The sequence below is a fragment of the Bifidobacterium catenulatum PV20-2 genome (assembly GCF_000800455.1).
Lineage (GTDB): Bacteria > Actinomycetota > Actinomycetes > Actinomycetales > Bifidobacteriaceae > Bifidobacterium > Bifidobacterium kashiwanohense_A.
In genome coordinates this window covers 1-22,641 of the sequence record NZ_CP007456.1, presented here as the reverse complement: position 1 = coordinate 22,641, position 22,641 = coordinate 1, and the positions used below count along the sequence as shown (strand labels likewise).

Below are 22,641 nucleotides of genomic sequence, written 5' to 3'. Positions count from 1 at the left end.
GATGGTGACCGGATATCGGCAGTAAATAGCGGAAGGAACGACTTGCAACCGCATGGCTACATTCCAAGACTCATTGATGAGCAAATTGAGACGTTACTGCAAATATTCGGTGCCGTGCAAATCGACGGACCGAAATGGTGTGGAAAAACGTGGTCCGGCCAGGCGCATGCCAACAGCATGACCAGCTTGGATGACCAGAATGTACTCCCTCTGGCCGAAGCGGATCCGACTATCGCGCTTATCGGTGGACAGCCACACCTTATTGACGAATGGCAAACCGCACCCAAAGTACGTGACGCCGTCCGGCATGACATCGACAGCCATTCCAACCGACCAGGACAATACATTCTCACCGGTTCCAGCGCACCACCAACCGAAGCTTACGAGCATAGCGGTGCCGGTCGTATCGCGCACCTGCGTATGTGGCCCATGAGTCTTGTTGAACTTGGAAAATCTTCCGGGGTTGTTTCCCTTCAAGGTCTTTTTGCCAGCAACTGCCCACAGGCCGCCGCATCCTCTTCGCTGACTGACATTGCGGAATGGGTTTGCCGTGGCGGCTGGCCCGCATCGAAGGATCGTTCCCTGCAGGCAGCGTTATACATTCCACGGCAATACCTGGACGCCGTCATAGAAGACAACGCGCTCAGAATGGGCAAAAACCCTGCCATGACGCGCCGTACCATCATGTCGCTCGCCCGCAATAATGCTACAGCAGCAACGATGAAGACCTTGATCCGCGACCTCTACACGGACGACCAGGCGCAAGATGAGGAACCCGCGCGGTCGACCGTCTCCAGTTACATCCAAATGCTGCAGCGTGAATATCTTATTGAGGAGCTGCCCTGCTGGGATGCGCCCATCAAAGCGAAGAACCGGATGCGGGTCAAACCGAAGCGGTATTTCACCGACCCCTCGCTGGCCGCGGCAGCACTGGGTCTGACTCCGACACGTTTGCTCTCCGAAGGCCAGATTCTCGGCGACCTGTTCGAGAATCTGGCAATTCGAGATCTGCGCATATACGCTTCGGCATGGAACGGCCCGGACAAGCCATCGCTATCGTTCTATCGAGACGAAAAAGGTCTGGAAGCGGACATCATCCTTGAATTGCCTGATGGACGGTGGGCTGCCATTGAAATCAAGCTTGGCGAAAACAAAGTACCAGAAGCGGTAGAGTCCTTACTACAGGTAAAGAAAAAGGTCACAGCGAACCCTTATGCGCGTCAAAGAGACCCCTCGTTCCTCATGGTACTGGTAGGTAACGGCGCATATTCCTACACCACTGCCGAGGGCATCCGTGTGGTGCCGCTATCCTTGCTCGGAGCCTAAACGGAACAATCCCTCCCCACCACTGGACGGCGCTATTAGACCATGGCGAGGAAGGCTACACCTGCCTTAGATGGCGATTCAATCGAAACAACTTCAGAAACACCGTTTATGATGAACCATAGCCTGTGATGAAATGACAAAGAGGTGGAATCAATGACGGACGAAACATTTGTGAACCAGAACGATGTGGAGGGCACTGCGAACGGCGTGTGGAGCCGCATGTTGGCGGGCAACCGTAGATTCACGGAAGGCAAGCTGGAACATCCGAACCGCAGTGTGGAAGCACGCAAGGCGGTTATCGACACGCATGAGCCGGATGCGGCGGTATTGAGCTGCTCTGATGCGCGTGTCAGCCCCGATATTATTTTCGACGCAGGCATCGGCGATCTGTTCACCGTGCGCACGGCAGGGCAGATCATAGACGATGCTGTGATCGCCTCTTTGGAATACGCGGTGGATGTGCTCGATGTGCGCCTTTTGGTGGTGCTCGGCCATCAGAATTGCGGCGCGATCAAGCAGGCATGCAAGGAATACGAGGCGTTGTTGCACGAGTTGACCGCCGACGCGGAGGATTCGCTGATGGCCGCTGACAGCGTTGCCGACCTTGACGAACGTATTCTGAACGCGAAATCGCTGATGCTGCGCACCGTCGGTTTTTCGATTTGGCAGGCGCACGAGTCGGAGCTGGAATCGACGGAGGATTTCGAGCGCGTGCACATCGCACGCACCATCGAGCAACTGGTGGAACAGTCCGAGGTGATTCAGCGCGCGCTGGCGGAGGACCGGCTGATGATCACCGGAGCACGCTACCAGCTCGACACCGGAAAAGTCGAAGTATTGAGCTTCTGACATTTTTCCGGAAAAGACGGCTTCCAAGTCCGTTGCGTCGCGCTGTTTTGACATGCCGTTGCTTTAGATTGGAACCATGTCACTCGGTTTGAATATCCTCCTGATCTTCATCTTCCTGCTGCTCGGTTCCGTGTTCGCCGGCACCGAACTGGCGTTGGTCAGTCTGCGCGGATCGCAGATCGACCAAATGGAACAGGAGGATGCCCGCGGCAAACGCGTCGCACAAATCGCACGCGATCCGAACACGTTTCTGTCGACCGTGCAGATCGGCGTGACGTTGAGCGGTTTTCTTTCCGCATCGTTCGGCGAATCGTCGATTTCGCCATACATTGTGCCGATTGTTGAAAGTTGGGGCGTGCCAACGAGCGTGGCCGCTCCCCTGACCACCATCGTGCTGACGTTGATTATTTCGTACTGTTCGATCGTGATTTCGGAGTTGGTGCCGAAGCGTATCGCCATGCAACGAAACGAGCAGATCGCGCGTGCCGTGGTGCCTGCGATTCACGTGTTTGCGAAGGTGTGCAAGCCGATTATTTGGCTGATCGGCAAGAATACGAACATTATTGTGCGCTTGCTTGGTTTCGACCCGAACGAGACCGACAGCGAAGTGTCCGACGAGGAGTTGCGCGTGCTCGTCAACACCAATACGAACTTAAGCAAGGACGAACGCACGATCCTCGACGACGTGTTCGACGCGTCCGAAACGATTGTGGCCGAAGTGATGCGCCCACGTGCCGACGTGGTGTTTCTGGATGGTGCCATGCCGATCGGGGATGCGGCCGCATACGTTCGCGAAATGCCGTATTCCCGTTATCCGGTGACCGGCAAGGATTTCGATGACGTGCTCGGCTTCGTGCATGTGCGCGACCTGCTCGACATTCGCGATCCCGAGGCGAAGACGGTCGCCGACGTAACACGCGAAGGCATTTCGCTGCCGGGCACGTCGAAGCTGCTGCCAAGCCTTGAATTGCTGCGTAAGCGTGGCATTCATCTGGCGGTGGTCATCGACGAATATGGCGGTACCGACGGCATCGTCACGTTGGAGGATATGACGGAGGAGCTGGTCGGCGATATTCGCGACGAATATGATCTGCCGGAAGAGAAGGGCGGCGAACGCACGGAGCGTACCGCGTTCGTCAATGGCGTCGCCACTATCGAAGGTGGTATGACGATTGAGGATTTCGCTGATTTGACCGGTATCGAGCTTGAGGATGGCCCATACGAGACGGTTGCCGGCTATTTCTTGGCGCACACTGGCAAGATGGGCGAAGTCGGCGATGTGCTGTCTTCCGACGACGGCTACGATATGACCGTCACTAAAGTGGACGGCCGTCGTATCGAAACGTTGGAAATCCGCAAGCATACGGTTGATGGCGATACCACGAAATCCGTAAAGACTGCAAAATGATCTGAAATTAATCGAAATAAATTGAGATAAATCGAAATAAAAACAGACTTGCGATTATGTAAATGTTGATTTTTCATACAATCAACATCAGTAATCGCAAGTCTGTCTATTACGTTTGTCATGTTATTAAATCTGTTGATTTACTGCAGATTCAGCCGCAGATTTAATCACAGATTCAGCTACGCAGTGTGGGATGGCATTCGTCGTCCCACCACGCAAGCTGCGCGATATTGGCGCGGATATGCTCGCAGGATGCGTGGAATTTGGCCTGTTCGCCTTCGGTGAGTGTGGGATTGAGGACTTCTTCAACGCCGTTCGCGCCGATGATGCACGGCAGGCTGGCGTAATTGCCGCTTTCGCCTTGTTCGCCGGTAAGCAGCGTGGAGCAGGCGGCCGCATAGTGTTCGTCGCAGAGCACGGCTTGCGTAAGGCGTGCCGCGGTGGCTGCAATAGCGTATTCCGTGCACTCTTTGCCGGCGTACACGCGGTACCCGCCTCGTCGGGCGTCCTGCTCGGTTTCGTCCTCGTCAAGGGTGAATCGTTGCGGATTGTCTTGCGCGAGTTGAGCGAGCGGCTTGCCCGCAATGTTCACGTTCGACCAGTAGGCGAACTGCGAATTGCCATGCTCCCCCAGCATGTATGCGCCGATTGATTTCTGATCCACGTTGACGCGTTTCGCGATGGCGTTGCGCAGTCGTGCGGAATCCAACGCGGTTCCGGTGCCGATTATTTTGCGCGGATCGCAGCCGGTGATGTGCCAGATTTCGGTTGCGACCACATCGCACGGATTTGAGATGGTGATGATCACACCGTGGAAGCCTGCATTGAACAGTCGGGAAATCCAGGTGCGTGCAATGTCGGTAGTGACGAACAGTTCGCCGTCACGATCTTTGGCGCTGGTTTTCACGTCGCCGGCAGCGTTGATTACCACGTCGCAGTCGGCTAGCTGCTCGTATTGCGTGCCGTAGTTGCCGATCACGCAGTTATGCGGGTAGAAACTCAGCGTGTCGCTTAAATCCTGACATTCGCTGACTACTTTTTGCTCGTTGATGTCACACAGCTTCAGTTCTTCGGCCAGTCCTGCGGAAAGCACGGCATTTGCAACATGCGCGCCCACGTGTCCGATGCCGATAATGCCGACTTTTCTCAATACAGCCATAATCGACCCCTCCCTCACTTATTCGCTCTTTCTGCGTGAACTGTTTGCACGCAAACGTTTCAGTCGTCACGATTGTAGGCTTGCACATCGCGGATGTTAAGCGTTTTGAACATCTTATGAACAAAAAGCTATACGAATCACCTATACGTCGTTATCAAACGTGCGTAAGCCGTGGCAAGTCATGGCAATCCGCGCAATGTGACGGCAGTGGCGTGATATCGCAAGTATTTCAACATCACAGGCAACGCAACAACATCGCCCTACGTAAACTCATCACAGCATGGCAGCGTGACGGCAAATGCAACGGCGAACGCAACAGCATCGCGAGCGTCACAGTACAACGTGATGGTTCAGCTCCCGTCGCAATTGCCTCCATTGCGGCAAATATGCGCTCATACGCCGCTGAAAGCTCTCTCCGTGCCCGTTTTCCCACAGGTGCGTCATTTCGTGAACAAGCACGTATTCCAGGAATCTGGGGTCCATGAGACCGAGCTGCAGGTTGAGTCGGATGCGGCCGGTTTTCGGCGTGCATGACCCCCATCGCGACGTCATGATGCGTAACGTGATGTGCGTCGGCTTCCGCTCGATGATTGGCGACCATTTCGCAAGCAGCGCCGGCAGTTGCGCGTTGATGGCCCGTACGGCCCGTTCCTTCATTGCGTCATCCCACACGAAAGCGCGCGGATTATTCAAGCAATTGGGATCGTCTGGATTGTTTCGATCGTCCACGCCGCCTGAATTTTTCAGACCATTCAGATTTTCCGGACCATTCGAACCATTCACACCGTCCAAACCATTGAAATCGCTTTGACGGATCTGTTCATCCTTGGCTTGCAGCATGGTGCGTCGCGCGCGTTCGATCCATGGTTTGCGTTCCGTCACGAATCGTGCGATTGCCGCTTGCGACATGCGAGAAGGTGCGGAGATGACGATTTGCGCGTTCGGCGGTTTGATGCGCAGGTACATGTTTTTGATGGCTTTACGCACGATGGTCACCGTCATTCCAGCGATTTGCGTGGTTTCTTCGGATAGCGTGCGATTACGATTGCGCGCTCCCCTACTGGCTCTCCCACTGTTGTTACGCTGGTTACGATGATTGTTCGGCATGTCTGCATTATGTCACGACACGCCGAAGACGCACCGGATTTTGACTTTCGCTGATTATCACGTATTATTTCAACTCGTTGTGCTTAACAGTGCAGCAGGAACGGGCCCGTAGCTCAGGTGGTTAGAGCGCATCCCTGATAAGGATGAGGTCGGAGGTTCAAGTCCTCCCGGGCCCACAGTGATTAAGAGCGGCGTGGCCGCTTTTTTTCAACTATGGGGCTATAGCGCAGCTGGTAGCGCATCTGCTTTGCAAGCAGAGGGTCGCCGGTTCGAACCCGGCTAGCTCCACGGGGCTATGGCGCAGCTGGTAGCGCATCTCCATGGCATGGAGAGGGTCAGGGGTTCGAATCCCCTTAGCTCCACAATCAGGGTTTCCGATGATTTCCGGAAACCCTTTTTTCATGCGAAAACGGCGGAATTCCAACGATTTCAAGGCATACGGCGCAAAATGTACGGAAAAGTATACGAATGTACACGAAATAGGTACCCAGCGAGGTACCCGGAATGGACGTCTCTCGCTTAGGCGTTCTGTGCATTCTGCTTGGCAAGTTCGTCGCGGATTTGCTGCAATAGCAGGATTGTCTGCTCTTCGGTAGAGATTTCCGGCTCTTCGGCAGCTTTCTCCTCGGCTTTGCGCTGTTCTTCCGCAAGCTTGGTTTTGGCGAGCAACGCCTCGGTCATGTCACGGAATTTGTTGATCGGCACGAGAATGCAGAAATACACGGCCGCCGCGATAATCAGGAAATTCAATATCGCACCAAGTACCGCGCCGAACGAAACCGTCGCATTATTGAATGTGATTGCCAGCAGACCATCCATATTCGGTTTGCCGAAAATCATGGCAATGAACGGATTAATCACATTGTTGACGATCGAATTAACAACCGTGGTGACGGCACCGCCCATGACGACACCGACCGCCATATCGATCATGTTGCCGCGTGCAATGAATTTCTTGAATCCTTCAATCATGATGATTCTCCCATTATGTGAGACTGTGAGATGCTGTTGCGAACGTACTCTCTCCCACGCGTTTCCGCATTTCCATCCTATAGTCAACACAAGGCATGGCAATCCCGTAAAAAGAAGCAGGTTCGGAACCAGCACTCGCAAAAAGCGTCTCCAAATCCTGAACAAGGTCTTGTGCCGTCCATATTCGTACACATAGAATGAGACCGTCTATTGATAACCAACTATCCCGAAGGGGAAGAATATGCTCACTGATGAGTACGTCAAGCGCGTGTACGCGCAGGTGGAAAAGCGCGACGGCGACCAGCCGGAGTTCCTGCAGGCCGTTCGCGAGGTTTTCGAAAGCCTTGAACCGGTGGTCGCGAAGCATCCGGAATATGAGAAGGCGGGCGTGCTCGAACGCATCGTCGAGCCGGAACGCGTGGTGAAGTTCCGCGTCGCATGGACCGACGATGAGGGCAAGGTGCAGGTCAACCGCGGTTACCGTATCCAGTTCAACTCCGCGATCGGACCATACAAGGGCGGTCTGCGCTTCCACCCGAGTGTGAACGAGGGCGTCATCAAGTTCCTCGGCTTCGAGCAGATTCTGAAGAACTCCCTGACCAGCCTGCCGATGGGCGGCGGCAAAGGCGGCTCCGACTTCGACCCGAAGGGCAAGTCCGACGCCGAAGTCATGCGTTTCTGCCAGGCCTTCATGACGGAACTGTGCCGTCATATCGGCCAGTTCACGGACGTTCCGGCCGGCGACATCAACGTGGGAGGCCGCGAGATCGGCTACCTGTTCGGCCAGTACAAGCGCATTCGTGACGAGTATTCCGGCGTGCTGACCGGCAAGGGCCTCGAATTCGGCGGTTCCCTGGCTCGCACCGAGGCCACCGGTTACGGCCTGTGCTACTACACCGCCGAGGCAATGCGCGTGCTGCGCAATGACTCCTTCGAAGGCAAGACCGTGGTCATTTCCGGCTCCGGCAACGTGGCCATCTTCGCCACTGAGAAGGCTCAGGCCCTCGGCGCGAAGGTCGTGACCGCCTCCGATTCCAACGGCTACATCTACGATCCGAACGGCATTCAGCTTGACGTGGTCAAGGACATCAAGCTGGGCCATCGCGGCCGCATCAAGGAATATGCGGAGCGCGTGCCGGGCTCCGAGTACCACGAGGGCTGCAAGGGCGTGTGGACGGTTCCGTGCGACATCGCCCTGCCGTGTGCCACTCAGAACGAGATCGACGAGGAGTCCGCCAAGGCTCTCGTCGCCAACGGCTGCACCGTAGTGTGCGAAGGTGCCAACATGCCATCCACTCCGGAGGCAATCGTCGTCTACCAGTCCAACAACGTGCTCTACGGCCCCGCTAAGGCCGCGAACGCGGGTGGTGTGGCAGTTTCCGGCCTTGAGATGAGCCAGAACTCCTACCGCCTTTCCTGGACTTTTGAAGAGGTTGACGGCAAGCTCAAGTCCATCATGGAGAACATCGTCGCCAACTCCCTGGAAGCCGCCAAGGAATACGGCCACGAGGGTGATCTGATGCTCGGCGCCAACGCAGCCGGCTTCGTGAAGGTCGCCAACGCCATGGTCGCCCAGGGCGTGCTGTGATCCGCTGAATCCTGATTTGGTTTACTGAGCCGGTTCGTGTCGCTTTGAGTTGAGTACTCGGAGCGACACAAACCGGCTTTGTGCTATCTCCCTCTCCCATCCAGTGTGTCCGATTCACCAGAATCAGACATTCGAAAGGAGGGTTATTGCAGCTCGACGCTGTCCCACGCATCGGCACGGGGAATCGTGCGCAGCGGACGGTAGAGCACCACAATCGCGGCGCTTACCATCATGGCGATCAGGAACACCAGTATCGTCCGCTGGAACCCACACACCGGTAACAGGCTTCCCGCCGCAGCACTGCAGAACATGGAAAGCGCCTGCGCAGGCACAGTCAACGTCACCGTGATACGTCCCTGCATCGAATCCGGCGTCTTGGCGAACACAAAACCGAGTATCATCGCATTGATGATCGGAAACGGCAAAGCGGAAAGCGAATTACAGATCAGCATGACCCAATAGTTGCTGGTGCACACCAGCGGCACCATGGCAAGGCAGGAGAACAGGAACCCGACGCACACAACCGGCCCGGCAGGCAGCCTGTCGCTCATACGATTCGCGATGAACGCGCCGGCCAGCATCGCGCAGAAGATTCCGGTGTTGATGAATCCGATATAGGCGCCGTTCATACCAGCGGACACCAGATGCAGCTGAATGCCGTATTGGACGCCGTTGATGCCGAAGTTCAGCAGCGCCGAAACGATCATGGTCATCACCAGCATCGTGCGATGCAGCGACCACGACCAGCCCTCACGAAAATCCCTGAAGAACGACCTGCTGCCGCCATCAGCAGAGACATCCGGAGCAGCCGTTCCGGCTTCCGGTCGCACTGTTGCATCATGCTTGTGGGACTCGCGTATACCGGCGGCGGCGACACCGGCAACCGCATACATGCATGCGGTAATCAGAAACGGCAGCCATGGCTTGACGCCATACAGAAACCCCCCTACCGGGCTTCCGGCCATATTCACCGTCGCATCTCGTCCTTCGTTGAGACTGCGGGCCTTCGGGTAGTCGCGCATGTCGATGATCGATTTGAGCATGGCATCGGTGGCGCTCCCCAAGAATCCGTTGACCGCCGACGAGACCACTGCAATCGCGAGCAATACGGAATATCGCAATCCGCCCGTCAGCAGCAGTCCAGCGACGGATCCCCAGCACAGCATGCTCACCACCGCGTTGACGATAATCAACGTTCTGCGGTCATGTCTATCGACATATGTGCCACCAAAGACGCCGAACACCTGCTGCGCGATCATCGATGCGGAGCCCAGCCATCCTGCCGCGACCGTGGAGCCGGAAACCGCATATCCGACCAGGGAGATCGCCAGGGAACGCACCGCCACGCCAATTGCCGTCGCCGTATCCGCAGCGAACCAAGCAGTGTAGTCAGGTCTCCACCAGAGTCCCACACGCTTTTTCATGAAACCTTCAATCTTTTACCTTGTTATCATCGAATGAACTCATTCGTTTGGTGCACCATTTAAAATCAATGGTGTTGAAATATCCTTTTTCACCATAGTATCTCGGAATTTTATGATGCCGATAATCATCTACTTGTTGGGCTATTAGGCATAGGCTAACTCATCACAAAAACGGTAACTCAATTTGTTTTTTTGAAACCGCAGAACTGGCTCTCCGGGATCGGCTTTAGTTCGCGCCTCACTTTCTCAAGCCTCGTACGGACCTGAGAGAGCCCTCGCATAGTGCCCGCCGCCAGACTATGAAGAACCTCGGCAGCAGTGAGTTTGCTAATGTAAGTATACTTAAGTTAAGTATACTTACATTAGCAAACCAATCATTGGAGCAGCCACATGTTCATTGCACGCACGCACGAACTCGAAGTGCTGGAACGGCTTTACGCTCGCCCTAAGTTCGACATGGTCGTACTCTATGGTCGCCGCCGCGTCGGCAAAACAGCCCTGATGGACCAATTTGTTGCCGACAAGGAAGCGCTGTACTTCACCGCACTCCAGCAAAGCAACAAACTCAATCTGCGCGACTTCACATCCGAAGTGGCCCGTTTCTTCAGTCTTCCTTCCGATACCCCATCGTTCTCCAGCTGGACGAGCGCTCTTACCTATGTGGCCAATCAGGCGCAGCAGCGCGAGAAACCATTCGTATTCGTATTCGATGAGTTCCCATATGCGGCACTCGAAGATGAGTCCTTGCCTTCCGCTCTGCAAATCGCCATCGATCATGGATTCAACGCCACCAATACCATGATCATCCTGTCAGGAAGCAACGAGAGCTTCATGGAAAGCAACGTTCTTGGTGGGAAAAGTCCGCTCTATGGCAGGCGTACCGCGCAGATAAAACTATTGCCTTTCACCTACATGGATGCCGCACAGTTTCTCCCAGACTGCACTCCCAACGAACTCGTCGAATATTACGCCACATTCGGAGGCACGCCGTACTATCTGGCACAATTGGACACCACGCCAGACGCCTACTGCCAAAACGTCATCAACTTATGCTTCGATTCGTATGGCATGCTTCGCGAAGAGCCCATGATGCTACTGCGGGAGGAGCTACGCGACCCTGCAATCTACTATTCCGTGCTCCAAGCCATCGCCAATGGTCATTCGACTCCTAAGGCCATCTCCGAGCACGCAGGAGTCAATCCCGACGCGATCAGCTCATATCTCAATATGTTAGACGGACTCGGATTGGTGCGACGAAATGTCCCGTTCGGCGACAATCCATCAAAATCCAAGAAAGGCATGTGGAATATAAACGATCCTTTCTTCTCCTACTGGTACCACTTTGTAGGACCGAGCACCGGTGCCATCGAAAGCGGAAAAGGCGCAATCACAGCACAGCGTACTGCTTTCGGTGCAGCATTTGACACTTACGTAGGCCAACAGTTCGAAACCATCTGCTTGCAATGGATCACCAACGCCACCGGTACCGACAAGCTGCCGTTGCTGCCCACACAGTTCGGCAAGTGGTGGGGCACCAACCCGCGTAAAAAGGAACAGACCGACATTGACGTTGTGGCCGGCGACCCATCGACCAAAACCGTGTTGCTTGGCGAATGCAAATGGCGTAACAATTTCAACGAGACCGAAGCAGTGGAGTCGTTGCTGGAAAGGGAAGGCCTGATTCGGGGATATACGACTACTTATTTCATGTTCTTCAGCAAGAATCCCGTTTCGCAGGCCACCCGGAGCAAGTATGCCGATCGTGTGCGTTTTTTCGACGCCGATGAGCTGTATGGAATGCCAGCCGGCAATCGCAACGACCAGTCCGACAATTGAAAACAGGCCGCGCAACCGGCAAAGCACAATTCAATCACGACGGAAAGGCAACAGAAAAGCGGCCCGCATCGCAATGATGCAAGCCGCTTGAAGTCCGAAGACAGCCGGATCAATCGTCGCCAAGCGTGACGTGGATACCGCCGACAAGGGTGCTCACCACGTTGTACAGCAACGTAAGAATCACCACGAGCACAGTAATCAGCACCACTTCCACAATGGAGAAAATGGTGGCGGCGCTCAGCACGGTGCCCAGCGAGAACACATTCGTCAGGTCGAATCCACCGGCATCCAAGCCCGTGGAAGACACGATCTGCGTAACCTGGTCGAACACGCCAACCACGTTCAGCATGCCCCACAGAACAGCTACCGCAACGATCTGAATAATTCCTCCCGCGATGGAAAGCATGAACGCCACCTTCGCGGCCGACCATGCGTCGATACGCGTTAGAGACAGGCTCATGCGGCGTGCGCGTGGAGCGCCGCCACGACGCTTCTCGCGAACCTTCACGCCGCCGGAAGCGGGGGAGGAGGCACCCTCATGTGCCTGAACCTGATCCTCACCAATTAGCGGCTGGCTGGAAGCGGAACGTGCCACGCGTGGTGCATGCCCAACCTCCGGCATTTGCTGTCCTTCGTTGTTCTCGCTCATCGTTGCTCCTTGCAAGATTGTGCCCAGTTCTTAGCTGAGGCTACCAGTTTTCACAGACGATTGCCCGTGTTGCGGTCAGGCCTCTACATTCTCGCCATCGCCGGATTCGGCGTTGGTTTCAGCAGGGGCTTCAACGGCGGATTCAGACGATTGTGCAGTACCCTCGTTCACAGTTGCGTCCACGGTCGCGTTTTCCGCGTTTTCCGCGGATTCGTCGTCGTCCTTTTCCTCGTTACGCGCGATGGAGATGATCTCGTCGTTCTTGTCAGGCTTGGCGAACGTCACGCCCTGGGTGGTACGTCCAGTGCGCTTGACCTCATCGACGTTGGAACGGATGACCTTGCCGGACTTCATGATGGCCATGATCTGGTCATCTTCCTCAACGATCACCGCTCCCACGAGGGAACCACGGCCTTCGGCGAGCTGCACGGCCTTGACACCGAAGCCATTACGACCCTGCAGGCGGTATTCGCTGATGGCGGTGCGCTTGGCGAAGCCTTCGTTGGTGACCACGAACAGATCCTTGTCGGAATCACCCCAAACCACGTCCATGTCCAGCAGTTCGTCGCCTTCACGGAACTTCATACCCTGCACGCCGGCAGTCTGACGTCCCATCGGGCGCAATTGCTCGTCGTTGGCCTGGAACTTCAGGCTCATGCCCAGCTTCGACACGAGAATGATGTCATCCTCGGCATTGCACAGTGCGGCACCGATCAGCTCGTCGGCGTTCTCGCCGTTTTCGTCGGTCATGAGACGCACTGCGATCAGGCCACCCTGACGCGGGGAATCGTATTCGGCGAGCGCGGTCTTCTTGACCTTACCGGAACGAGTGGCGAGCACCAAGTACTTGGCCACTTCGTAGTTCGGAATCGACAGCACGGTCTGAATCGTCTCGTCAGGGCCGAACTGCAGCAGGTTGGCCACATGCTGCCCCTTGGAATCGCGCGACCCTTCCGGCAGCTCGTAAGCCTTCAAACGGTACACGCGGCCCTTGTTGGTGAAGAACAGCAGCCAGTTGTGCGTGCTTGTCAGGAAGAAGTGGTCGACCACGTCGTCCTCACGCAGCTTGGCGCCCTTGATACCCTTGCCGCCACGGTGCTGCGCACGGTATTCGTCGGCCTTGGTGCGCTTGATGAAACCGGAGTGAGTGACGGTCACGACCACGTTTTCTTCCGCAATCAGATCTTCGACGTTCATTTCACCGGAGTATGGCAGGATCTTGGTTCGACGTTCGTCGCCATACTTGGCCACGATTTCGTCAAGCTCGTCGCCCACGATCTTGCGTTGACGCTCCGGCTTGGCGAGGATGTCGTTGTAGTCGGCGATACGACGCATCAGCTCGTTGTGTTCGTCGAGAATCTTCTGGCGTTCCAATGCGGCCAGTCGGCGCAGCTGCATGGCCAGAATGGCGTCGGCCTGCACTTCGTCCACGTTCAGCAGGTCCATAAGGCCCGTACGTGCGACTTCCGCGGATTCGGACGCACGAATAAGCGCGATGACCTCGTCGATCATGTCGAGGGCCTTCAGGTAGCCCTGAAGGATGTGGTCTCGTTCTTCCGCCTCACGCTTGAGGTAGGCGGTGCGGCGTGCGATGACTTCCAGCTGGTGGCCCACCCAATGGCGGATGAACGCATCCAGAGACAGCGTGCGTGGCACGCCATCGACCAGTGCCAGCATGTTGGCACCAAAGGTCTGCTGCAGCTGGGAATGCTTGTACAGGTTGTTGAGCACAACCTTCGGCACGGCGTCGCGCTTGAGCACGAGCACGAGACGCTGTCCGGTACGGCCGGAGGTTTCGTCACGCATGTCTGCGATGCCCTGGATCTTGCCGTCACGCACCGCTTCGCGGATGGAAACGACAAGTCGGTCCGGGTTCACCTGATACGGCAGTTCGGTGATAACAAGGCACATACGGCCCTTGATCTCTTCAGTGTTCACTACCGCGCGCATGGTGATCAGACCACGGCCGGTACGGTAAGCCTGTTCAATGCCCTTGTGTCCGAGAATCGTTGCGCCAGTAGGGAAGTCCGGTCCCTTGATGATGCGGATCAGGTTTTCGAGCAGCTCTTCGCGGCTTGCGTCCGGGTGGTCAAGTGCCCAATGCACGCCTTCGGCCACTTCGCGCATGTTGTGCGGAGGAATGTTGGTGGCCATACCCACGGCGATGCCGGACGAACCATTGCACAACAGGTTCGGGAATCGTGCCGGAAGCACGGTCGGCTCCTGCGTCTTGCCATCGTAGTTCGGCAGGAAATCGACGGTATCTTTGTCGATGTCGCGCACCATTTCCATGGCGAGCGGAGCCATACGGCATTCGGTGTAACGCATTGCGGCGGCCGGATCGTCGCCGGGGGAACCGAAGTTTCCTTGGCCGTCGACCAGCGTGTAACGCATCGACCACGACTGTGCCATACGCACCAACGTGTCGTAGATTGCGGAATCGCCGTGCGGATGGTACTTACCCATGACCTCGCCGACCACGCGGGCGCACTTGGAGTAGCCGCGGTCGGGGCGGTAGCCGCCGTCGTACATCGCGTAGATCACACGGCGATGCACCGGTTTCATGCCGTCACGAACGTCCGGGAGCGCACGGTCCACGATCACGGACATGGCATATGCCAGGTAGGAATCGCGCATTTCCTGCTGCAGATCCTTCTTCTGGATGCGTTCGCCCACCATCAGGCCGTAATCGGTGTTGTCGGCCTCCTGCGGGCTCAACGGCTCCATAGAGCCGTCAGGCACGAACTGGCCGTCTTCGTTGCTGTTGTTTTCGTCTGCCAACTTCTAAGTCCTTCTAAATCCTTATGAAACCTTGCCTGAAGTCCTTGAAATCCCTACGCGTCAATCCAGCTGACATTGCGTGCGTTGCGCTGGATGAACAGACGACGAGGTTCGACTTCGTCGCCCATGAGCATCGAGAAGGTTTCGTCGGCTGCGGCCGCGTCTTCGATCTGCACCTGCTTCAGAATGCGATGGTCAGGATCCATGGTGGTTTCCCACAGTTCCTGGTAGCTCATTTCACCCAGACCCTTGTAACGCTGGATGCCTTCGCCCTTCGGCAACTGACGGCCGGCGGCCTTGCCTTCGGCGAGCACGCGGTCGCGTTCGGCGTCGGTATACACGAAGTCGTGCGCACCCTTGGTCCACTTGAGTCGGTACAGCGGTGGCATGGCCACATACACGTAACCAGCGGTAATCATCGGGCGCATGTAGCGGAAGAACAGCGTCAGATTCAGGGTTGCGATATGCGCGCCGTCCACATCAGCATCGGCCATGATGATGACCTTGTGGTAGCGGACTTTGTTCAGGTCGAAATCCTCGCCGTAACCGCCGCCGACCGCGGTGATCAGCGATTCGATGGTTTCGGACTTCATCATGCGGTCAAGGCTTGCACGCTCGGTGTTGAGGATTTTGCCTCGCAGCGGCAGAATGGCCTGCGTGATTGGGTTGCGTCCCTGAATTGCGGAGCCGCCTGCGGAGTCACCCTCCACGATGAACAGTTCGCATTCTTCAGGATTGTTGGACTGGCAATCCTTCAGTTTGTCTGGCATGCCCGCGGATTCGAAGATTGACTTGCGGCGGGTATTCTCACGTGCCTTCTTGGCTGCAAGACGCGCACGGGAGGCTTCAATGGCCTTCTGGATGATGTTCTTGGCTTCGCTAGGATGCGAATCGAACCAGTCGCCGAGCTTGTCGGTCATCACGCGCTGCACGAAGGTTTTCGCTTCGGAATTGCCGAGCTTGGTCTTGGTCTGGCCTTCGAACTGCGGGGTGGTGAGCTTCACCGATACCACTGCGGTCAGGCCTTCGCGCACGTCGTCGCCGGAGAGGTTCTCGTCCTTGTCTTTGAGGATGTTCTTCTCACGTGCATAACGATTGACGAGCGAAGTCAGAGCCGCACGGAAGCCTTCTTCGTGGGTGCCGCCTTCGGTGGTGGAGATGGTGTTGGCGAAGGTGTGCACCGCTTCGGAGTATGCGGTGGTCCACTGCATGGCGATTTCCGCGGAAATGCCGATTTTCAGATCTTCCGCTTCGAAATCGATGACATCCGGTTCGACCGGGGTTGCCTTGCGGGACTTCACCAAGTAATCGACGTAATCCTTGATGCCGTCGTTGTACTGGTAGGTGACCGTCTGATGCTTCTCGGCATTGTCGTCACCGTCGCCTGCGACTTCGTCTCCTGCCTGGTCCGGCTCGCGCAGATCGGTTAGGGACAGCTTCAGGCCCTTGTTCAGGAACGCCATCTGCTGGAAACGGTTACGCAGAATCTCGAAATCGTAGGTGGTGGTTTCGAAGATGGCGCCGTCGGCCCAGAAGGTCACGGAAGTGCCGGTGGATTCGTCTTCGCCCATCGGTTCGCCCTTGAGCAGACGCGAGGTCGGCTTCTGGTTGATGTAGGTCTGGGTCCAGTGGAAACCCTGGCGGCGCACTTCGATGTCGACGCGGGTCGACAACGCGTTCACCACGGAAATACCCACGCCATGCAAGCCGCCGGAGACCGCGTAGCCGCCCCCACCGAACTTGCCACCTGCGTGCAGCTTGGTCATCACGGTTTCCACGCCGGAAACGCCTTCGCCCGGAACTTCGTCGACCGGAATGCCTCGGCCGTCATCGACCACGCGCACACCGCCGTCCGGCAGAATCGTCACTTCGATATGCGAGGCATAGCCCGCCAGCGCTTCGTCGACGGAGTTGTCGACGATCTCATACACCAGGTGGTGCAGGCCGCGGGGACCGGTGGAGCCGATGTACATGCCTGGGCGGATTCGCACCGCTTCAAGGCCTTCCAACACTCTCAGATCGGACGCGTCGTAATGCTCCGGAGCCAAGGTGTCGTCGAGCTGCGCATCTTCGAGCTGATCGTTTTGGATCTGATCTTCCTGCGTGTTTTCAGCTGATTCGTTCAGCGAATCCGCATCAAGGTCTGCCACAGAGATTCCTTCCTGCATTTTTCCCGCCAATGAGGGTCATTCACGCAGGTGATACCACCTAGAACGCAAATAAAGGCCCCTTCTAGGCGTTTACATACACTGCTTGATATTCTACTCATGCAGGGGGACAGCACGCCAGAGGCATTTATCCTTGAAATTCAGCCGTTTACTCCTGTTTTTTGCGTTCGGAAAAGTATTTTCCAGCCCTCGCAAAGGTCATCTCCGGGAACATATTCGACGAACGGCCGATCGCAAACCAACTATCACACCGATATCACACCAATATCGCGTGATATTTCACTAATATCGGGTCCTTCTGGTCATTCGTCCTCGGCTGAATCCCTGTTGCTGGGGGCCGGTGACTCGCACTTCGTTGATGGTCAGTCCCTCGAGTCTCCTGCGAATGGTGTCGGTCAGCAGCGGAATCATGTACGTCATGGTGGTGGTCCATGCGGGGCTGTCGCATCGGATCGTCAGAATGCCGTCGCGCAGGTCGACGGGGTAGGAGTGGCGCGCGTTTTCTTCACCGACCACCTGATCCCAATGATTCTGCATCTGCGCGATTTTCAAATGCGGCGTCCACGAACCTTGCGTTGCGATCACGTTGAAGATATTGCCGACCGTCTGTGGGTCTCGTCCGGGTTTGCCGAAATTCTCCCATGCCTGTCGCGCACATTCCTCACGTTCCTTGTAGCGTCCAGCGCGTCTGCTGATGCGTTCGAACACTTCGGCGGGCAACTTGCGTTGGTCGAGATGCAATGTTTCGCAGATTGGAGGATTAGGCATCAGCGGTCGGTCTCCCTTCCTGCCGCAAGCTGCGCCATCATCGCCGCCAAATCGTCATCGCCGCCATCTTGCGATTGCCGACGCAACGCGGCCACGTCAATCACATGCGCGTGCACAGCGTCCATTTGTGGAATATCGCTTGCCGCAGCGACGGTGATCAGCACTTGATCCTGCCTCATCGCGAAATCGAGGATCTGTCCACGACGGGATTCGTCAAGCTGTGCGAACACATCATCGAGAATCACGATCGGCTTGCTTTCGAATTGCGCGGAAACCGCTTCATATAGCGCCATTTTCAACGCCAAAGCCATGGTCCACATCTCGCCGTTGGACGCGAATTCACGGGCGGGCATGTCGTTGAGCAGCAAGGTCAGATCGTCGCGATGCGGTCCGATCAGATTCTGCCCGCGTGCCACTTCGCCCGGGTAGATGCGCTGGAAATGACGGCTGATTTCCGCGCCCGGATCGTCGAACAGCATCACTTCGTCGAAGGACGGCTCGTATGCGAGCGCCGCCCGCTCGTCGTCTCCTGCCAAAGACGCGTAGATTCGCGCGAAAGGCTCCCCCAAGCGTGTGATTACATCGTTGCGTTCCCGTGTCAGTCTCATGCCGAGATCGATGAATTGTCCCGTCCAGATTTCCAGCCCGCTTAAGACCGTCTGCTGGCCGTATTGCGGGTCGAGATTCGTGCCGTCGCCGAGTTGTTTGAGCAGTGCCGTGCGCTGTTTCGCCACGTGTGTGAATTGTTGCAGCAGCTGCGCGTAGTGGGGTAGTAGCAGGGAAGCGGCCTGATTGATGAAGTTGCGTCGGGTTGCTGGATCGCCTGCCACCAAGCGCTGATCTTCGGGGGTGAAGGAGACGGAGGGCGTGCGCCCGATGAGATCGCGCATGTATTGCGATTTTCCGCCATCGATTCGCGCCCGATTCGCGCCTCGCGCCACGATGGTAGCTTCGTAGGTGTGTTGCGTTTCGTCGTCTTCCACATTGGCTCGGATGGTGGCCGAAGTGCACCCTTTTTCGATTAATGGCAATGATGATGACGTGCGATGGCTTGATCCTGTGGAAAGCACTTCGACGGCTTCCACAATGTTGGTTTTGCCGAGTCCGTTGGATCCTTGCAGAATGTTGATTCCCGGTTCGAAGTCGAGCACGCAATGTTCCCAGGAACGGTAGTGGTCGAGCGCTAGGCGGGAAATATACATTCACAATCCTTGAAAATCAAGCAAATTTCTTACGTGGATAATCGCAATTATTAACGAATATGATTGTTTATGAATATTCATGCAAACGGGCTGAACCGGCAATAATAGCCATGTTCAGCCCTATTTTTGCGATACATCCATGTTTTGTGTGGATCGGCTTATGTTCAGCTATTGAAACGCATGGGCACAAGCAGGTAGCGATAGTCCATGGATTCTTCGGAATCCGACTCCTGCTGGCCGTTGAATTCCACAGGCTTGACAGCGGTGGTCATCTTCATGCGCACGAACGGTTCCGCAATGGCGCTCAGGCCTTCGATCAGGTAGGTCGGGTTGAAGGCCACGGTGATGTCTTCTCCATCCATGTCGATGTCGAGGATTTCCTTGGCTTGGGCTTCGTCCGCGGTTCCTGCGGTCAGTGTGAGCTCCTGACTGGTGAATGCCATGCGGATCGGTGCGTTGCGCTCAGCAACGAGGGAGACGCGCTTGATGGCACTGATGAGATCCTGCTTGTTGATGACCGCATGAATCGGGTATTCGTCGGCATACAGGCGGTCGACCGCAGGGAATTCACCGTCGATCAGCTGCGAGGTAGACACGCGTCCGGCGTTCTCGAAGCCCAGCAGCGACGGATTCTCCGTATCGAAGTCCACAACGATGTTCTGATGCTCATCCAAGGAGCGTGCCACGTCGCGCAACAGTGCGCCGCGAACAAGCGCGGTGGTGTTGGTGTCCGGGTTTTCCGGCGTCCACGTAAAGCTCGCACGAGACAGACGGAAACGGTCGGTGGAGCTCATGATCACCTTGTCGCCTTGGAACTGCACGCGGATGCCGGTGAGTACGGGGCGATTCTCCTCGCGGGAAACGGCAACGGATGCCTGGGTGACGGCCTGGGTGAAGGTTTGCGCGTCCACTTGGCCCAGTTTGGACGGAATTACCGGAAGATCCGGATATTCGGCATCCGGCATGAGCTGCATGGTGAATGTGGATTTGCCGGAGGTGATGGTCATGGTCGATCCATCGGTGGAAAGGTAGGTTTTCGCAGCAGGAAGTGACTTGGTGATATCCGCCAGCAGCTTGCCTAGTACCAAAACGGATCCGGCTTCATCGACGCCGGCTTCAATGTGGTGACGGGCGGAAATGGCGTAATTGAAGGCGGAAAGTTGGAGAGTGCCGTCGATGGCCTCCAAACGGACGCCTGCCAAAATGGGGGATGCAGGGCGAGCGTCGATCACGCGGGTGGTCCAGGCTACTGCGTCTGCCAGCGCTTGGGAATTAACTTCAACTTTCATGGCTAGTTTCCTCGTTTCGTTCGGTCCATAAGTCATTCTAGCGAGCTGTCAGCGTTTTGACGAAGCGTGGGGAATTCCCCACTTACGATGACGATGATGATTTTCTTACAACAATCTATATTCGTCATAATAAGGCCTGTGGATAATGTGGGTAAGTGCTTAGACCCCACATTTTGCAAGGGCTCAGTTCACCTCATTACCTGTGGATAACTTTTGAATGGAGTGTGGACAAACCATGGGGTTATCCACAGGCTCGGCAATGAGAAAAAGTTATCCACAAAAGCCTGTGTATAGTCCACAATTCATCCACCGCTAATTTTCGCGTTTCCAACGGGTTTTCCACCGAGAAATCCTTGATTTGTGTACAACCATGTGGATAACTTCAATAAAAATCTTCCACAGGCCGGCGTGTCAGGATGGTCGGTAAATCAGCTGATAAAGAATTTACTGATACTCATACTTGGCTTTTGAAAATCGCCTGAGCAAGGCAGAAAACGGCAAAATCGTTTTTATAGGCGCACGGAAACACATGTAAACGTGCAAAATCGCGTAAAAAAAAACGTTATTTTTCGCCGGAACGCTGCTTGAGTTGCAGCGTCAGCTCCGTCACATAGTTGTAGATTTCCTGCTTTTCCTGCATTTCATCGCTGATACGGGTGTAGGCGTGCATCACCGTAGTGTGGTCTTTGCCGCCAAACACCTGGCCGATGTCGTTCAGGCTCATGCTGGTGAGTTCACGCACCAAATACATGGCGATCTGGCGGGCCAGCGCGATTTTCTTCGTGCGAGAACGGCCGACGATGTCGTCGAACGTGATGTAGAAGTATTTCGCCACCTGGGTGATGATGTCGGTGGGCTTGATTTCCACATCGGTCGCGAAGAAGTCCTGCAGCGTATGCTCCGCCAGCGCGCGAGTCACCGGCTGCCCGCTCAGGGAAGCCATGGCAGTCACGCGGTTCAGCGCGCCTTCCAGCTCGCGGATGTTCTCGGTGAAACGTTCCGCAATAAGGTTGAGCACGTCGTCCTGAACGTTGGATTCATGGGCGATCATGCGCAGAATGGCGATTCGTGTCTCCAGATCCGGTGGTTTGACGTCAACGGTCAGGCCGGATTCGAAGCGGGAAATCAGGCGTTCGTTGAAGCCCTGCAGATCCTTCGGAGGCACATCGGATGCGATCACGATGCGCTTGTTCGCTTGGTGCAGGGTGTTGAACGTGTGGAAGAACTGTTCGAGCGTCGCGTCCTTGCCGCTGAGGAACTGGATATCGTCGATCAGCAGCACGTCGACTTCACGGTAGCGACGGTTGAATTCCTTGATTTGGCCGGAATTCTGGTTGGTGTCGCCCAATGCTTCGATGAATTCGTTGGTGAATTCCTCGCTGGTCACGTAACGGACCTTCAGCGAGGGATCCTTGACCAGCGCGTAGTTGCCGATGGCGTTCAGCAAGTGGGTTTTGCCCAGGCCGGAGCCGCCGTAGATACACAGCGGGTTGAAATCATGACCGGAACCTTCCGCGACGGCCAATGCGACGGTGCGTGCGAAACGGTTGGAATCGCCAGGGACGAAGGTGTCGAAGGTGGCGTTCTTGTTCAGATGGGTCTTAGGGTCCAGCAAAGGCCTGTTCTGGCCTCGTTGGAAGGTGTTGGGGCGTTCCGGAGGCATGACGACCGGAATCGGGAGCTGGCCCTGCGTGGTTTCCTCAACATGCGGCGCGGGGGTAAAATGGGGGTATTCCTCGACGACCGGTTGGGCGGGTTCCTTCTTTTCCACGATCTTGAATGCGGGGAAAATATCCTGTTCGGCGGCCTCTCGCAACGCCTTCAGCAAAGGTTGGCTCAATTCGTTCTGCAACGTCTGCTGCGCGGCCGCGCTGGGCACGCACAACACGATGGTGGGACCCCACATACCTTCCGGAAAAACATTTTCCAGCCAGCTTTTGTCACGTACGGAAAGCGCGGGATTCTGGTGCAGCAACGCCAGCGCGTCGGACCATACCCCGCGAGCCTGATCGAGAGGATCGGTTGTCGTATCGGCCACGGATTCCCCTTTCTCGACAGACTTCTACCAGTAGTGCAACTGTTTATTTGTACTCTCTTTTCCCCGAGTTATCCACC

At 56.1% G+C, this 22,641-nt stretch carries 16 protein-coding genes and 3 tRNA genes; 8 read left to right on the top strand and 11 right to left on the bottom strand.

Features of this window, described 5'->3' with window-relative positions; all coding sequences use genetic code 11:
• The first annotated feature begins 42 nt into the window (after positions 1-42).
• The 3 genes from AH68_RS00095 to AH68_RS00085 all read left to right on the top strand — a co-directional run bounded on the left by AH68_RS00095 (position 43) and on the right by AH68_RS00085 (position 3,583).
• The gene (locus AH68_RS00095; RefSeq protein ID WP_052189113.1) at positions 43-1,326 is read left to right on the top strand and encodes an ATP-binding protein; all 1,284 of its coding nucleotides are present in this window, start codon (positions 43-45) and stop codon (positions 1,324-1,326) included.
• A 153-nt stretch (positions 1,327-1,479) separates the two neighbouring features.
• Complete coding sequence (locus AH68_RS00090; RefSeq protein ID WP_039196509.1) at positions 1,480-2,175, top strand: carbonic anhydrase; 696 nt, start codon at positions 1,480-1,482, stop codon at positions 2,173-2,175.
• Positions 2,176-2,251: 76 nt separating this feature from the next.
• Positions 2,252-3,583, top strand: coding sequence for a hemolysin family protein (locus AH68_RS00085; RefSeq protein WP_039196507.1), 1,332 nt, complete (start codon positions 2,252-2,254; stop codon positions 3,581-3,583).
• A gap of 175 nt (positions 3,584-3,758) precedes the next feature.
• Here the strand turns inward: AH68_RS00085 and AH68_RS00080 are convergent, their stop codons facing one another.
• Both AH68_RS00080 and AH68_RS00075 read right to left on the bottom strand, forming a co-directional pair.
• Positions 3,759-4,742, bottom strand: a complete 984-nt coding sequence (locus AH68_RS00080; RefSeq protein WP_039196506.1) for an L-lactate dehydrogenase — start codon at positions 4,740-4,742, stop codon at positions 3,759-3,761.
• Between the two features lie 330 nt (positions 4,743-5,072).
• Complete coding sequence (locus tag AH68_RS00075) at positions 5,073-5,744, bottom strand: M48 family metallopeptidase (RefSeq protein ID WP_039196504.1); 672 nt, start codon at positions 5,742-5,744, stop codon at positions 5,073-5,075.
• A 207-nt stretch (positions 5,745-5,951) separates the two neighbouring features.
• Here AH68_RS00075 and AH68_RS00070 point away from each other — a divergent pair.
• The 3 genes from AH68_RS00070 (at position 5,952) to AH68_RS00060 (ending at position 6,211) form a co-directional block, all read left to right on the top strand.
• A tRNA-Ile gene (locus tag AH68_RS00070) sits at positions 5,952-6,025 on the top strand.
• Between the two features lie 39 nt (positions 6,026-6,064).
• Positions 6,065-6,137 (top strand) — tRNA-Ala (locus tag AH68_RS00065).
• A 1-nt stretch (position 6,138) separates the two neighbouring features.
• Positions 6,139-6,211: transfer RNA gene (locus AH68_RS00060), tRNA-Ala, on the top strand.
• Positions 6,212-6,368: 157 nt separating this feature from the next.
• Here the strand turns inward: AH68_RS00060 and AH68_RS00055 are convergent.
• Positions 6,369-6,821 (bottom strand): MscL family protein, encoded by a 453-nt coding sequence (locus AH68_RS00055; protein ID WP_039196502.1) that lies wholly within the window; start codon positions 6,819-6,821, stop codon positions 6,369-6,371.
• 241 nt (positions 6,822-7,062) lie between these two features.
• On the opposite strand from AH68_RS00055, the gene gdhA reads away from it, so the two are divergent.
• A complete protein-coding gene (gdhA, locus tag AH68_RS00050; RefSeq protein ID WP_039196500.1) occupies positions 7,063-8,409 on the top strand; it encodes an NADP-specific glutamate dehydrogenase in 1,347 nt (448 codons plus the stop codon).
• Between the two features lie 143 nt (positions 8,410-8,552).
• Here gdhA and AH68_RS00045 read toward each other — a convergent pair whose 3' ends face one another.
• Positions 8,553-9,833 (bottom strand): MFS transporter, encoded by a 1,281-nt coding sequence (locus AH68_RS00045; protein ID WP_052189112.1) that lies wholly within the window; start codon positions 9,831-9,833, stop codon positions 8,553-8,555.
• A gap of 390 nt (positions 9,834-10,223) precedes the next feature.
• On the opposite strand from AH68_RS00045, the gene AH68_RS00040 reads away from it, so the two are divergent.
• The gene (locus AH68_RS00040) at positions 10,224-11,669 is read left to right on the top strand and encodes an ATP-binding protein (protein ID WP_052189111.1); all 1,446 of its coding nucleotides are present in this window, start codon (positions 10,224-10,226) and stop codon (positions 11,667-11,669) included.
• 109 nt (positions 11,670-11,778) lie between these two features.
• Here the strand turns inward: AH68_RS00040 and AH68_RS00035 are convergent, their stop codons facing one another.
• From AH68_RS00035 to dnaA, 7 genes are all read right to left on the bottom strand, one after another.
• Positions 11,779-12,318: a DUF3566 domain-containing protein gene (locus AH68_RS00035; RefSeq protein ID WP_039196498.1), complete on the bottom strand. Its 540-nt coding sequence runs from the start codon at positions 12,316-12,318 to the stop codon at positions 11,779-11,781.
• 75 nt (positions 12,319-12,393) lie between these two features.
• A complete protein-coding gene (gyrA, locus tag AH68_RS00030; RefSeq protein ID WP_039196496.1) occupies positions 12,394-15,099 on the bottom strand; it encodes a DNA gyrase subunit A in 2,706 nt (901 codons plus the stop codon).
• Between the two features lie 53 nt (positions 15,100-15,152).
• The gene (gyrB, locus tag AH68_RS00025; RefSeq protein ID WP_039196494.1) at positions 15,153-17,267 is read right to left on the bottom strand and encodes a DNA topoisomerase (ATP-hydrolyzing) subunit B; all 2,115 of its coding nucleotides are present in this window, start codon (positions 17,265-17,267) and stop codon (positions 15,153-15,155) included.
• A gap of 282 nt (positions 17,268-17,549) precedes the next feature.
• The gene (locus AH68_RS00020; RefSeq protein ID WP_039196492.1) at positions 17,550-18,035 is read right to left on the bottom strand and encodes a DciA family protein; all 486 of its coding nucleotides are present in this window, start codon (positions 18,033-18,035) and stop codon (positions 17,550-17,552) included.
• Positions 18,035-19,237 (bottom strand): DNA replication/repair protein RecF, encoded by a 1,203-nt coding sequence (gene recF, locus AH68_RS00015; protein ID WP_039196491.1) that lies wholly within the window; start codon positions 19,235-19,237, stop codon positions 18,035-18,037. The genes AH68_RS00020 and recF overlap by 1 nt, the downstream gene beginning before the upstream one ends.
• A 164-nt stretch (positions 19,238-19,401) precedes the next feature.
• A complete protein-coding gene (gene dnaN, locus AH68_RS00010) occupies positions 19,402-20,526 on the bottom strand; it encodes a DNA polymerase III subunit beta (RefSeq protein ID WP_039196489.1) in 1,125 nt (374 codons plus the stop codon).
• Between the two features lie 562 nt (positions 20,527-21,088).
• Positions 21,089-22,564, bottom strand: coding sequence for a chromosomal replication initiator protein DnaA (gene dnaA, locus AH68_RS00005; RefSeq protein WP_039196488.1), 1,476 nt, complete (start codon positions 22,562-22,564; stop codon positions 21,089-21,091).
• Positions 22,565-22,641: the final 77 nt, after the last annotated feature.